This window comes from Spiroplasma endosymbiont of Cleonymus obscurus (assembly GCF_964273375.1).
In the GTDB taxonomy this organism is placed as follows: Bacteria; Bacillota_I; Bacilli_A; order Mycoplasmatales; family VBWQ01; genus Spiroplasma_E.
This window is the reverse complement of the sequence record NZ_CAXWWA010000003.1, coordinates 93,368-108,588: the sequence shown is the minus strand read 5'-3', so window position 1 is coordinate 108,588 and position 15,221 is coordinate 93,368. Positions and strand designations below refer to the sequence as shown.

The window sequence follows — 15,221 nt, the reverse complement described above, 5'->3', positions numbered from 1 at the left end:
ATTATTTATCCTTTCTGTACTTTTATTAAAGTATTTCAATTACTTGAATTAAACCACCAGCAATAATTGCTCCTAAAATTGGTCCAATAACAGGAACTGGAGCATATTTTCAATCAGAACTTCCTTTATTTGCTATTGGTAAAATAGCATGAATAATTCGTGGTCCTAAATCTCGAGCTGGATTAATAGCAAAACCTGTTGGTCCACCAATAGCAAGTCCAATAACCAGAACACCAATACCAACAGTCGCAGGTCCAGTAATAAACGCAGAACCACTATTAAATATTTGTGAATTAATAACTAAATTTTTAATACCAATAGTAGCACAAACAATCATAACTAGCATAAATGTTCCAATAATTTCTGTTATAGTATTTCAAATATAACTACGTTCGGCTGGAGCTGTTGCAAAAGTTGCTAAAATTTTATTATTATCTTCAGTAATGTTATATTGTTTAAAATATGCTAAGTAAACAACTAATTGTCCTAACATTGCACCTAAAAATTGAAATAAAATATAAAATGGAATATAAAAGAAGTTTTCCCCAATAAAAGCTGTTTTTTTATTAGCAACTCATAATCCAATAGTAACAGCTGGATTTAAATGTGCTCCTGAAATTCCACTTAACATTGCAGCAATAGCAACAGCAAATCCTCATCCAGTACAAATAACAAGCCAACCACTATTTTCTCCCTTTGTTTTTTTTAATAAAACGTTGGCAACAACACAATTTCCTAGTAAAATTAGGATAAATGTGCCAAATAGTTCACCAATAATTACTTGTGAGACTTCTGGCATAATATTTTCCTCCTTAAATTAAATATTTTTTATCATATTTGCTACTAGTAAAGCAATTGCTGGTGCTGAACTTAGACCTGGTGATTTAATACCAGCAACATTAATAAAGTTAGGATTATTACTAGCAAATTTTATGAAAAAATCATCAGTTTCAACACAAATTGCTCGTGAACCACTAATTACTTTACAAGTTTTATTAATATTTAAAGTTGGAATAATTTTTAGACCAATTTTATTAATAAGTTCAATATCTTCAATTGTAATTAATCTAGTATCACTTTTCGGTACATTTTCATGAGAAGTAGGACCCACCAAGATATGACCATCAAGCATTGGAGCAACTATTACTCCTTTACCATGAATAGTAGGTATCATAAATAGAATGTGATTATTTATAATATGATTTTCGGTTTTTTCAAGAATACAATACTGTCCTCTTCTAGTTTTTAAAGTGAAATCTTGACAATTTATTAACTTTGCAATATCATCAGCATAATGACCAGCAGCATTAATAATATATTTTGAAGTAAAAGTTACTTTTTTTTGATTATTTAAACAAGTAACTCGAAAACCTGAATTTAATGTTTCAATATTAATTACTTGATGATCAACTTTTAGTTGTCCTTTATTTTTAATCATGCGATTAATTAAAGATTGTGTTAATAATACTGGATCAACAGCATATGAAGCAGAACAAAGTAGTGCACTAGTAACTTTTGGGTTAACATTAGGTTCTAATGAAATTACTTCTTCTCTTGTTAATATTGATAATTCTTTTTTAGCAAGACCATTAGTAATACCACGTGCATATAATTTTTGTATTTCTGAGTTTTCTTCTTTGCTAAAAGCAAGTATTAAAGAATCAATTTTTTTTCATGGAAAATCTAAATTTTTAAATCAATCATTTTCATATAATTTTCTGCCCTCTAGATTTAATTTAGCATTTAGTTTTCCTGGTGTTGGATCAAATCCACCATGAATGACTCCAGAATTTCCTTCTGATGTTTCTTGGGCAATTCTTAAATTTTTTTCTAAAATAACTACTTTTAAGTTTCTTTTTGATAATTCATCACTAATAGCAGCACCAATAACACCAGCACCAATAGTAATCACATCAAAATCAAATTCCATTACTTTCACCTCTCTCTAAACATCATTAAGAACAAAAGTTCTATCTGTGTATAGTTTAATTATAATATATTTTTTTATTATTAACTTAATTCAAAATATTAGATTAATTTTTAAACATTTTTAAATGAGATTTTATTAAAAAAAATAAGAAAAATTTGTGTTATATTATAAATAACGATATAAATTCAATATCGTTATAATTTTAATGAGTATATATAAAAAGATATCTAATTATTAAAATTGTATTATTTAAAAGGTAGGTATATGAATGAAACAATTATTAATTACTTTAAGTACATTAACAACATTAACTTTAACAAGTAATACTATTATTAATAGTATTAATGATAATATTGTTAATAACAGTAGCTTAACAAATAATCATCAATAAAGAATTCTACAAATTCATTATTTAATAATCAATGAAATATTTTAGGTACTAGTGATTGAATTACTAACCAATCAATAACCGATTATAAATTTTACAGTTATGATACTTCAGCATTAAAAAGTTATACTTTTGCCAATGCTCAAAATACTTTTTTAGTAGATACAACAGGTAATCTAGTTTATAATACCAAAGTAATTGTTCCTGATAAAGATAAAACAGATATTGAAAATACAAAACAAGAAATGAATAATACTAAAAAAGTAACTACTATTAAAGATACATATAATCCATATAGTAAAAGTGAATATAGTACTTCTTACTTTAGTGGTGATAATCAAGATTGAAAGTTAATTCAGCAAGGTGGAATTGAAAAACACATTGATATTTCACAACAAACAGGTGGTCATAAAGTTGAGCATAGTGATAATTTAAGTGAAACATTGGGTCTATATTATATTGCTAAAGCAACATTATCTAATAAAATTGATAGAACAATTGCTGAGAAGTTGTCTAATTATTTTATTAGTCAAAGTAGTTTAAAAGGAAAAATTAATAATGAATTAGCTACTAAAATTGTTGATTTAATTGTTGATAATAAAGATATTTATAATTTTATTTATAATCTTCCATTTAATATTAGTGACAAGAACTATTCATTAAACTATATTTTTGATAATAATAATTTAATTGAAATTTATTATAATAAATTTAAAAATGATAATATTACACAAAATGTAAATTTTAATTATACTACTAATTATAATGGAACAGATTCTACAAATGTTTATAATAGTGAGCAAAAAAATATATTTTCAAATTGAACTGACTATGCTAAATCTTGGGATGATTTTACTACTTTATTTCCTAGTATCAGCTTTGATAATAATTCTTTTATTTCTGCTGGTGATTCAAGTCAAAGTACTCAAAAACATAATATTAAAATTAGCACAAAAGATATAACAGAAGCGATTGATAATTCTGCTAAAATTCAAAATAATTTTTCTGTAAGTGGTTTTATGTGACATGCATATATTAATTCATCTGTTTTTATTTGACATGATTCTTCTGGTATTTACATTAAATTTTGAATTGGTGAAGATTCATTTTTTTATAATGATAGTCTTATTTTTTCTATAGTATTAGATAAAGCTACTTTTAATAATTCAATGAATAGTTAGTTTATATTAAAAGAATGCAAATTTGAAAAATATTTATTTAAGTATAAAAGATATTGAATTAAAAATGCTGGACAATTACCAGCATTTTTAAAGTTATATTTGATAATAAACTATATTAGAAAATTAAACTATTATTTATTCAAACTCTGATTTAGGAAATACATATTTATCGATAGCTTTTGCAACACCACCACAAGTATTTTTACTAGTAACATCATATGCTATTTCTTTTAAATTAGGATGAGCATTTTGCATTGCAATACCATATTTAGCCCATTTTATTAATTTATAATCATTCATACCATCACCACAAGCTAGTACTTGGTCAGGAGTAATATTTCATTTTTTGCATAAAAATTGTACAGCAGCAGCTTTATTAACACCAATTGGATTAATTTCGATAACACTATGAGAAGAAGTAGCAAGTTCTAAATCTTTTATAGTATTTAATTGTTCTAAAATTGGATTAACTTGTTTTTTCTTTTTACAAAATAATAAAATTTTATACATACCCTCATCGGTATTCTCATCAATTTGTTTAGTTGGTAGGTTATTAAAATTTTCCATAATTTTAACTTTTAGTGATCTGCGATTAATTAAGCCTGTTTTATTATCGGTACTATATCCTCACATTGCTAAATTATTTTTATTAGCAAATTTAACTATTGTTTGTATTTGTTCTTTTGTTAATGATTTTTCATACAATATATCTAATCTATTATCATTAGTAATATCAAGGATGTTACCACCATTATAACAAATAATATGACCGGTTTTTTCATGCATTAAACATGATTTTGCAATATCAATGGTTGAACTTGGTGCTCTTCCTGTTGCAATAATAACTTTAATATTTTTTTGATATGCTTTTTGAATTGCAATTAGATTTTTAGGATGAATTTTTCATCTACTTTTCAATAAAGTTCCATCTAGATCAAGAACAATTAATTTAATAGCCATTATATAAATACCTTATTTTCCTATTTCTTCGATAATATTAGTCATATCTTTTTCAGAAACTAAACCAAAAGTTTTTTTAACTTCTTTTCCTTCTTTATTAAAATAAATTAATGTTGGAATTGATTGGATTTCATAATCTTTTGCTAGTTCTTTAGCTTTGTCAACATCAACTTTAATAAAATTAATATTTTTGTGTTTTTCGTCATTAGCAACATTTTCAAATCTTGGCCCTAACATTTTACAAGGACCACATCATTCTGCTGAAAAATCAATTACTGTTATTTTTTTTGATTGTAAAAGTTGCTCAACTTCTTTTATAGAATTAATATGTTGTATTTTGCTTTCATTATGCATGTGTTCACTACCTTTTCTTTTAATTTATTTTATGGTTTAATTCTATCATTAGTTTTAATTTTTAAAACATTAAACGATAAAATAATTTTTTTAATTTTAGTTATTACTATATAAAAATTTATAATTTTTTTAGAATAAATTCATAAGAACCTGTTTAAAATCTTTTCAATAAAATTGAAATAAAGGTAAGAACAACCATTTGTAAGCTAGTATTTAATTTTTTTTCACAATTTTTTCATAATCTTCTGCATTTTTCTAATCATGCAAAACTTCGTTCTACAACTCATCTTTTTGGTAATACTACAAAAGAATGTAATTCATTACGTTTTATAACTTCAACATTTGCATTTATAATTGTTTTAATTTTAGAAGCAAATTTTTCACCAGTATAACCAGCATCTACTAGTATTTTTTGAACTGCAGAAAGATTCTCTTTTTCATTTTCAATCATTATTATAGCACTGTTACGATCTGTTTTTTCTGCTGTGGTTATGTAAATTGCATGTGGTAAACCTTGAGAATCAACAGCAATATGACGCTTTATTCCTGAAATCTTTTTACCAGCATCATAACCTTTGTTTTTAGTAGTATCTGTATTTTTAACACTTTGTGAATCAATTATACAAAAACTAGTTTGTTCTTTTCTACCATTATTGATACGAAATGCCATGACTAATTTTTTTTAAAACTAATTGTAATACACTAGGTTCTTTACCATTATTTTTACTTCAAACTTGAAAATAATAATATACAATTTGTCATTTTGAAAAATCTTTTGGTAACATTCTTCATTGACAACCACTTTTTAATACATATAAAACTGCACAAAATACTTCATATAAATCTAAGCTTCTTGGTTTAGTTCTCTTTTTAGTATTTTCTAAAAGATTTTAAACAGGTTCTTAGAAATTCATTTATCTAATAATTTGTTTTGTTCATAAAAATGTTGACCTTCCTGTAAAACGTTTGTATCTTTACCATCTTTTAACCAAATACCATCTAAATCAAAAGGTGTTCTTGAAAAATTACCAGCAATACTTTTTTTATTATGACCATGAATAGTAACGTTAATATTCTCTAAACTATTTTTTAATTTATAAGTAGAACCGTTATCTTTAATGCTAATTGTAAAATCTTTACCTAATTTATTATTAAAAATATTATCACCCACCGCTAAAGTAGTTGTTACATCATAATCTGTTTCATCAATAATAAGTTCAGTATCATGAGTTTTAAAATAATTTTGAACAATAACTTTAATAGTAGTACTAATATTAGTATTAATTAAATCTAAAGTAGTTTGTGTTAATTTAGTGTCAACATTTTTATTATCAATAGTATTATCAACATCAACATTTAATCATTTAGATTTATCATTTTGATGATAGTAAGCATTTTCAATAATATTTTTTAAATCTGTTTCATTACTTAAATCAACGCACTTATTAATTACACTAACTTGTCCTTGATAAGTACCTGCAAAATTTAATTGATTAGCATTTTTTCAAGAACTAGTTATTTTGTAATCAATATTTACTGCATTAGTAAAATCTTGATTTTCTTTATTATCTTTAATAAAAATATTGTAATATTTATCATTAATGTCTTCTGAATTAATTTTTAATTGTTGACTTAATTTTTGTTTAAATTCTGTTTGAATTTTACTAACTAAATTAGCTTTTATATTAGTAATTGGAGTTGCTTCTGGTGTTTTTACTGATATTACTTGTTGTGGAATTATTAATGACAAAGTTGAAAGATCAAAAGCTTTATCATAATAACTGTAATAAATTTGAATGATATTGTTAAACTCATCAAAAATGTAATTAATTGTATACTTACTATTATCATTAGTTAAAAACGGAACATTAGTCATATAATCATAAGCATTATCATTTGTAATCAATAAATGAATAATTTTGTCAATTAAAACATCACTTAAACTACCGTTTAGACTACTTTGAGCAATAAAATAGTGTGCTAAAATATCAGCATCTTGTTCTTTAAAAGAACCATCTGATTCTCTTACTGCCTTAGCAATATAATATAGCCCTAAACCTTCACTTAAACTATTATTATTTTCAACATTATTAGCATTTTCTTGTTGTGAAATATCAATATGAGTTTCCACTTCACTTTGTTGAACATATTTTCAATTAATACCGTCACCAGCAAAATAATTAATAGCATATTGGCTACCACTATAACTGTTAGTTGGATTATTAATAGTAGCAACTTTACGATGAAATATCATTTCTTGTTTAGTATTATTAACGTCAACTTTATCTTTGTCTGGTATCATAGCATCTTTTTTGTAAATTAATTCACCTTTATTATCAACAATAAATAATGTTCGTGCTAATGTCTTACCATCACTTAATAAATAATCAGCATGATTAGTATCATAACTATAATATTTATTGTCTATTATTGATTGATTAGTAATTCAATCATTATTATTTAAATAACCATATTGATTATTAAATAATGATTTATTTTGATTTATTGGAATGACAGGTAGTATTTTCTTTTTACTAGCAATATTGTTTTTTTGAACTACTATCATCATACTATTAAACATTGTATTACTTGCTATTGTTAATGTTGTTACTGTACTTAGAGTTAATAAAAACTGTTTCATTTACAATACCTTCTTTTACTTTTTACCATTTTTAAAATCATAATTAAATTTAATAATAAATAATTAATTTGAAAAAAACATATTTATTTAATTCATAATATTATTAAATGTTATATTATTTAATTTAATATCAGAATATGAAGTTGATCCTAAAAAAGTAGCTGACATTATATGTCATTTTCAATAAATATTATTATCATCATGTCAAAGTTCTAAATAAATATCAATGGCAGTTCCTACACCTCCTGGGTAATTTGGATCATATGGTGGTCACGTACTAATATTGACTTGAAAAATTGAATTATCAATATCTTTTTGTTGATTAGTTTTTATATTTGTTGTTGTGACTTGAGAATTTAGAGATTTATAGTCTTCTTTACCACTTCCCGTTGAAACTTTTAAATATGAATTAGCATCAAAATTAAAAGTTGGATATTTATTAGTAAAAGTATTTCAATCACTTGCATAGTCAGTTCATTTTACTATTGTATATGTATTAGAATAATCACTATAATTTGAACTAAATCAATTATATGAGTCATTTCATTTATAATTTAAGCTATTTTCTATATTTGATTTATCAAATTCAGTATAATAAACTTCAATTAAATTATTATCTTTATCAAAAATATAATTAATTGAATAATTTTTATCATTTACGTTCATTGGTGCACTATATATAAAATTAAAAACATTATTATTGCTACTAATTAAATTAATAATAATATTAATTAAATTATCATTAATTTGCCCTTTTAAACTACTTTGTGTCATAAAATATTGACCTATTTTATTAGCAATAGTATTATCAATTAAATTATTTTTTGCTGCTTTTGCAATATAATATAAACCTAATGTTTCACTTAAACTACTACTATGTTCAACTTTATCAGCACCTGCTTGTTGCGAAATATCAATATGTTTTTCAACGCCACCAAATTGAATATATTGTCAATCAGTATTATCACCACTAAAATATTTGTTAGAATATTCACTTTTACTATATGGATTATAAATATTATTAATACTATCAATTTTTTTATGACTAATCATTTCTTGTTTAGTATTATTAACATCAACTTTATCTTTTGCTGGTATTATAGCATCTTTTTTATAAACTAATTCACCTTTATCATTAACAATAAATAATGTTCGTGCTGATGTCTTACCATCACTTAATAAATAATTAGCATGACTAGTATCATAACTATAATATTTATGATCTATTATTGATTGATTAGTTATTATATCACTATCATTTAAATAGCCATATTGATTATTGAATAATGAAGTTACAGAATCACTTATTGATGATTTATTTGCTAATAATTTATTAATGGTAGTATTAGTATCATCAATAGTATTAATAATACTATTACTTGCCAAAGTTAATGTTGTTAATGTACTTAAAATGATTAATAATTGTTTCATATTACTTTTTCCTTTTTTTAACTTACTAACTGGTAATTAAAATTAAAATTAAAATCAGGGAATGTTAAAGTAGCACGATCACTAATAGTTTTGCCAGCAAACCTTTCTGATAAATCAAGAGTATAAAGTGTATTATCTTTAGTTGGTTGTGTTTCGCTGTCAGTAAATACTAGTTTTACATTATTTAACTCTCAACCCGATTTTGTTGTTACTGCAACATCGGTTTCTAGAAAAATACTTTTTGTTTGAGTAATTAAATCTCAGAAATTATTTACCTTACCACCTTTAATATCTTTACTAATATCAACTGACATACCACTTGGTTTTGTGTCACCATCTAATAAATAATTCATAGTGAACTGTCCAGTAAATGCATTCTCAACTGGACGATAAGAATTGTTATTAATTGTATTTAATAAACTATCTTTATTAGTAATTCAATTACCTAATAAATTATCTTGTTCATAAAAATGTTGACCTTCTTGTAAAATATTTGCATCTTGACCATCTTTTAATCAAATACCTTTTAATGCAAAATCTTTTGGCGAAGGATAATTACCAGTAATATTATTTTTATTATGACCATGAACAATAGCTTTAGCACTTAAAGAACCATCTAATTTATAACTATTATCAGCAGCTTTTATTGTTATTTCAATATTTTTACCTAATTTATTATTAAAAATATTATTACCAACATTTAAATTTGTTGATATTGTATAATCACTATCTTTAATATTAAGATCTGAATAATTTTTTTGGAAATAAGATTGACAAATCTTCTTTACACTCTCAATAATTTGACTATTAACAAATTTAACATCTTCTTCTGATAATTTACTATCGGCATTAATAAAATTACCATTTTTATCTTTTTGATTATCTAAAGTAATTTGAAAGTTTTTATTATCTTTATCATTATTATATTGTGTTTCAATTTCATTAGTTAATTCTTTCATGCTACTTAAATCAGCAATATCATTTTTAACATTTATAGTGCAATTATCTTTTTTTCCTGTAAAGTTTCAAGGATTATTATCTAAAGACGTAATTGAAAATTGAACAGGAACAGATGTAGTAAAATTTTTTGGTTCTGAACTATTTTGAAATTCAATTTCGTAATAATTATGTTTAATTTCTTTTTTGGGTACATTTAATGCTTTACTTAAAGTTGTTTCAAATTGATCTTGAATTGTTGGAATTAATCATTTATCTTTTATTGAATCAATAGTAGCATTTTCAGGATTAGTAATATTAATAATTTTATCAGGAAAGTTAACTGGTAAACTAGCAATATTAATTGCAACTTGATTTATAATATTAATATTAATTTCGATATTAACGTTAGTATTTTCAATACCAAAAATTGATGCTTGATCATTAGTTGTTAAATTTAAAACATAACTTTTAGACTCATTAAAGTTCTTTGGCAAAATAAAAGAAGTATTAGTTATCGGCTTTTTATCCTTACCAACAGTAAACTTAACTGCTGGATTATAATTAGCATTTAAGAAAAAATTAATTGGTAATAAAGTTAAATTATCATTATCAATATCACTTTCAATTTTAGGATCAGTTTTTTGTAAATTATTATCAATACTACTTAAAACATTTGTAAAATCAATATTACCATTATCAGCAGCATTTTCAATAACATTAAAATTAACAATATTTGTTGATTTACTAAAATAAGCAATAGTAGAATTTAAACTAATAGGTTTAGAGTTACGATGATGCTTTTGATAATAATCATCTCATAATTTATTATTAGAATTCGGATTAAATTCAGAATTATTGAAAGCAGCAGTAGTATGTAAGAGTAATATCGTAGTAACTGTTGTAGAACCAAATGCTAATAAATACAACGAAAATAATAAGATTCTTTTCTTCTTATTTTTTTTAACATTAATTGTATATATTGAATTAGATCCTGTTTTTATTTTTTTATGTTTATCCTGATTAACCATATCTTTACTCGGGCTATTACTATTTATTTTATATTTCATTTTAACAATCCTTTCCTAGCATTATTTTTAAAATAATCTAAAGTGAAAAATATAGCTTAACGCTTTAACTTGCTATTTTTAACTAAAATATTAAAATAGGAAAAAATATTAAAATAGTTTAAACCTTAGTTTTAATAAAATAAAACTAAGGTTTAAAGTAAACCAATTAAATTTAGTTTTTATATTTTAATATTAATAATTTTAATAATCATATAAACTTTGCTATACACCTATTAAAATTATAAGGAAAGAAATACTCTGTCCTTTAAAATAATATTACACTTATTATAAAAAAAGACAATATTCTTTTTAAAAAAAGATTGAATATTTTTAATTAAAAAGAACACTAATAGTAAAATAATTTTCAAAATAATTTTTCTTAATTAAGATAAAAATTAAATTAAAAATTCAATGATTAAATTAAATAGTCATTGAATTTTTAAATTATGATTAATTTTTTTTAATATTACATTCAACATGCATTGGTTGTAAATTTTCTAAACTATTATTATTTGGATCACCATCAATGTGATCAATATTTCAAGCAAATGCTGAAGTTGGTTGTTCACCTTGATAAGCACCTTTTATCATTGGCAAACAACACCACGGACAAGGAGCTTGCACATTCAATGTTCAAAATTCAGATAATCCTTTAAAATATTTCTCCATTTTTTGAATAGAATAGTTTCATATTTTTTCTTTGTCTTCTTTTTCTCACTTTTTACGACGTGCCACAATGAATTAACCCCTTTCGTATTAAATTATACTATAAGTTACAATATTTTTTTATATTTTTTTAAACTTAATATTACAATTTATTTTATTAACGTGCTAATAATCTATTATAAGCAGTTTGCATTTGTGGGTCAAAACTACGAGTATATAAACCGTTAAAATATCCTTCATGATGCTTACTTGGATCTAATGGATCGGGTAATTGGCCATTTTTTGGAATATATACATGCTTTCAAATTTCTGCTGAAAAATTAGTACTAACTTCATCCATGGCTGCTTGTAAAGGTGAGATATAACCAAATTCACTACTTAAATCAACTTGTGTTTGTTTTTGCATTATATAATTAATAAATTTAAAAGCTAAATCTTTATGAGGAGAATCTTTACTAATTACCATATCATCATTTCAAACATTAGTCCCCATATATGGTCTAACAACAAGGTACTTACCATTATAAGAATCAGGATCATCAGTAATTGCAGATAATAAATCACCGTTATATATCATTGCTACATCCCACTTATTTTCATTACTAATTTCATCAACAATATCATCATTTAATAATTTTGTATTTTTATTTTTGATAACTGGTTCTAACCAGTCACTTGCATCTTTAATTTCAATTGGACTATGAGCATTAATATTATCACTAAATTCATTTCCTACTTGATTATATTGACCTGAACCGTTATTTTCTCCTCATTTATTTTTATAGTGTAAATCAGTAAGCGCAGTCATAAATAAGTTATGCATATCATCATTTAAAACGATACGTTTACCTAATTTTGCAGCATCTGTTAAAACACTTCATTGAACATTTGAACCATCAGCTTTAATACCAAGATCACTAAGATTATTTGTATTAGTAGTATTAATTACTAATACAACATCACCTCAAAAATAAGGAATACTATAACTATTTAAACCAAATTCATTTAAAATTCCATCACTATTTTCAACTCGATAATTATTCATTAATTCATATAAATCATGATTAATATCTTCTTTGGGATTAAAATCAATTCTACTATCATACTCAATATCACCTACAGAATTTTTTGATGCAATTTGAAAAAGTCTATCTTCACTTGCTAATTTAGCCACCATATAATCACTAGGAACCATTACATCATAACTAGTAGTATACAATTTAGCATACAATGATTCATTATCATCAAAAGTTGAATATTTTATTTTAACTTGATATTTATTTTCAAATTCTTTTAAAATATTGGGATTCATATATTCGCCTCAATTAGCAATTGATAAATCATAAACATTAGTATAAATGTAGAAAGCACCCAAACTAATAAAACTTGATAATAAGATGATACTAATCATAATTAATTTTCACGGTCATAGTAAAAAACGATATTTCTCTCTTCTTGATTTTGAGCGTTCTTCTTTTAACTCTTTCTTTTTTTTAATCTTATTCTTTATATGTTCAATTCAAATTGATTCCATCTCAAGTTTTGCTTCAAGTTTAGAAATTTGATTAATAAGTTTCGGGTGATTTTTAATATAATCCTGAATTTTAATAATATCTTGCTCAGTTACAATTTCAAAATTACCATCACTATATAATGATTTACGTTTTCTACCTTTACTCTTAACCTTTTTATAGTTAAAACCATTTAATTGTAAATAATATTTAGTTAACAACTTCTCAGTTTTAATAATTTTTTTATCATGATAAATACCTTTATCAATTTTTTCATTACGTTGTTTAATTTGTTTTTTGCAAAGAACATAAGTATTTCAAGAAATAATAAGTACTGCAATTAATAAAATAATTATTGTTGAAAAAGCATTAATATAAGGCTTAATTCGTTTTAAAGAATAAATAAAAGTTGAAACGTTAGAAGTATTACCGCCAGTAAAATAAGAAATTAAAAAATCATCAAAACTCATAGCAAACGCAATAGCTGCTCCAGCAATAATTGCTGGTTTAATTGTTGGTAATACAATTTTGCGTAACGTATATCAAGGTGTCGCACCTAAATCTTGACTTGCTTCTAATTGTGACACATTTATTGATCTAATTTTTGGTAAAACAGTAATAATAACATAAGGAATATTAAAAGAAATATGAGCGAAAATTAATGTTCCAAGACCAAAACTAAAACCAAATGCCATAAATAATAACATTAAAGAAACAGCAGTAACAATATCAGCATTAACTAAAGGAATATTAGTAATCCCTAAAGTAATATTACGTGTTATTTTTTTTGTTTTACTTAAACCCAAAGCAGCAAACGTACCAATAATAACAGCAACAAAAGTAGAAATAAAAGCAACAATTAATGTTACACTAACCGATTCTCAAAGTTCACTTTGTTGAAATAAATCGTAATAAGGTTGCAATGATCAAGAATTTCAACTACGAACTGAATCGCCACCATTAAAAGAGAATATCATTAAAACTAAAATTGGAGTATAAAATAATAAAAAGATAATAGCTAAATAACTATTTTTAAAAAAAGATCTCATTAATTAATACCTCCTATTTTTTTACCAGTAGCTCAACTACCAATCGCTTTTAAAGTAAAAATAATAATTAAAACAATAATACCTAAAATAACAGAAATAGCAGCACCATAAGCAAAATTAGCACCACGATAAAAATATGATTCAATAATATTTGCAATTAAAATAGTTTTTCCTTCACCAATATATTTAACTACTACTAGTGAAGTCATAGCACTTAACATCATTAAAGTAAAACCAGAAACAATACCAGGCACTGAAAAACGAAAGGTAACTTTTCAAAATGTTTTCATCTTAGAAGCTCCTAAATCTTGACTTGCTTCTAATAAATTGCGATCTGTTTTTTCTAAAGAATTATAAATTGGTAAAATAACGAAAGGCATAAACATATAAACCATTGCTAAAATAATACAAATTGGAGTTCCTAATAAAACATTAGGACCTAAAATACTAAAAATAATTTGTAATCCAATTGTACGTAATAAAATGTTAATTCAAATTGGTAAAGTAACTAAAACTCAAATATTTTTTGAAGCAATTTTTGTTGACATAAAAGCCATAATATAAGCAATGGGATAACCAAAAATAACAGCAATTAAAGTGGCAACAAATGAATAACCAATTGAACGTAATAAAACCATAACATAACTATTTTCTTTAAAAAAAACATTAAAATTACTAAATGTAAAACGAAATATTCAAGCATTATTAGTTGCTTTAATAATTGAATATAAAATTACAATTAATAATGGCAATACAATTAAAATTACCATCACCAATAAATATGGATAAGCAAGCGTAACTCATGATTTAAAACCAAAATTTACTGATTTATCTTTGATTTTATTTTTAATAAAACTTATTTTTTGGTTTGTTTTTTTTCAACATAACAATGCTTTTTTCTTTTTTACTCGTTTCATTTTCAATTTATTTTTTGCTACTTCTTGTAAAGAAACATTATTTTTTTTAAGCTTAAACCATTTTTTAAATCTATACTTTTTTTTATTTTGATTATCAATAATTTTTTCTGGATTTGAATTATTAACTAACATATCTTGTGATTTTAAAATTTGTGTTTTAATATTACGTTTAAACAAATTTTTCATT

General features: G+C 23.9%; 13 protein-coding genes. 2 read left to right on the top strand and 11 right to left on the bottom strand.

Going from position 1 to position 15,221, the window contains the following annotated elements; translation table 4 throughout:
• Window positions 1–25: 25 nt before the first annotated feature.
• Together ACI2WJ_RS07325 and glpO are read right to left on the bottom strand one after the other, a co-directional pair.
• Window positions 26–799, bottom strand: coding sequence for an MIP/aquaporin family protein (locus tag ACI2WJ_RS07325; RefSeq protein WP_400255345.1), 774 nt, complete (start codon window positions 797–799; stop codon window positions 26–28).
• An 18-nt stretch (window positions 800–817) separates the two neighbouring features.
• The gene (gene glpO / locus ACI2WJ_RS07320) at window positions 818–1,930 is read right to left on the bottom strand and encodes a type 2 glycerol-3-phosphate oxidase (RefSeq protein WP_338975067.1); all 1,113 of its coding nucleotides are present in this window, start codon (window positions 1,928–1,930) and stop codon (window positions 818–820) included.
• Window positions 1,931–2,198: 268 nt separating this feature from the next.
• Here glpO and ACI2WJ_RS07315 point away from each other — a divergent pair, with 268 nt between their 5' ends.
• Entirely contained in the window at window positions 2,199–2,321 is a 123-nt protein-coding gene (locus tag ACI2WJ_RS07315) for a hypothetical protein (protein ID WP_400255344.1), read from the top strand.
• A gap of 242 nt (window positions 2,322–2,563) precedes the next feature.
• Window positions 2,564–3,499, top strand: coding sequence for a hypothetical protein (locus ACI2WJ_RS07310; RefSeq protein WP_400255343.1), 936 nt, complete (start codon window positions 2,564–2,566; stop codon window positions 3,497–3,499).
• Between the two features lie 135 nt (window positions 3,500–3,634).
• On the opposite strand, the gene ACI2WJ_RS07305 is transcribed toward ACI2WJ_RS07310, so the two are convergent.
• The 9 genes from ACI2WJ_RS07305 to potB all read right to left on the bottom strand — a co-directional run bounded on the left by ACI2WJ_RS07305 (window position 3,635) and on the right by potB (window position 15,220).
• A complete protein-coding gene (locus ACI2WJ_RS07305; protein WP_342265787.1) occupies window positions 3,635–4,459 on the bottom strand; it encodes an HAD family hydrolase in 825 nt (274 codons plus the stop codon).
• A gap of 12 nt (window positions 4,460–4,471) precedes the next feature.
• The gene (gene trxA / locus ACI2WJ_RS07300; protein WP_199188855.1) at window positions 4,472–4,813 is read right to left on the bottom strand and encodes a thioredoxin; all 342 of its coding nucleotides are present in this window, start codon (window positions 4,811–4,813) and stop codon (window positions 4,472–4,474) included.
• A 154-nt stretch (window positions 4,814–4,967) separates the two neighbouring features.
• Window positions 4,968–5,697, bottom strand: a protein-coding gene (locus ACI2WJ_RS07295) for an IS5 family transposase (RefSeq protein WP_400255437.1) whose coding sequence is annotated in 2 segments (ribosomal slippage) — window positions 4,968–5,486 and window positions 5,488–5,697 — 729 coding nt in all. Because the reading frame shifts where the segments join, the coding sequence is not laid out codon by codon here.
• Window positions 5,694–7,454, bottom strand: coding sequence for a hypothetical protein (locus tag ACI2WJ_RS07290; protein ID WP_400255342.1), 1,761 nt, complete (start codon window positions 7,452–7,454; stop codon window positions 5,694–5,696). The genes ACI2WJ_RS07295 and ACI2WJ_RS07290 overlap by 4 nt, the downstream gene beginning before the upstream one ends.
• 87 nt (window positions 7,455–7,541) lie before the next feature.
• Entirely contained in the window at window positions 7,542–8,885 is a 1,344-nt protein-coding gene (locus ACI2WJ_RS07285) for a hypothetical protein (protein ID WP_400255341.1), read from the bottom strand.
• Window positions 8,886–8,902: 17 nt separating this feature from the next.
• Window positions 8,903–10,891, bottom strand: a complete 1,989-nt coding sequence (locus ACI2WJ_RS07280; RefSeq protein ID WP_339039473.1) for a hypothetical protein — start codon at window positions 10,889–10,891, stop codon at window positions 8,903–8,905.
• A 450-nt stretch (window positions 10,892–11,341) separates the two neighbouring features.
• Window positions 11,342–11,626: an HNH endonuclease signature motif containing protein gene (locus tag ACI2WJ_RS07275; protein ID WP_252319983.1), complete on the bottom strand. Its 285-nt coding sequence runs from the start codon at window positions 11,624–11,626 to the stop codon at window positions 11,342–11,344.
• Window positions 11,627–11,714: 88 nt separating this feature from the next.
• The gene (locus tag ACI2WJ_RS07270; protein ID WP_400255340.1) at window positions 11,715–14,117 is read right to left on the bottom strand and encodes an extracellular solute-binding protein; all 2,403 of its coding nucleotides are present in this window, start codon (window positions 14,115–14,117) and stop codon (window positions 11,715–11,717) included.
• Window positions 14,117–15,220, bottom strand: coding sequence for a spermidine/putrescine ABC transporter permease (gene potB, locus ACI2WJ_RS07265; RefSeq protein ID WP_400255339.1), 1,104 nt, complete (start codon window positions 15,218–15,220; stop codon window positions 14,117–14,119). Before potB ends, ACI2WJ_RS07270 begins: the two co-directional genes overlap by 1 nt.
• Window position 15,221: the final 1 nt, after the last annotated feature.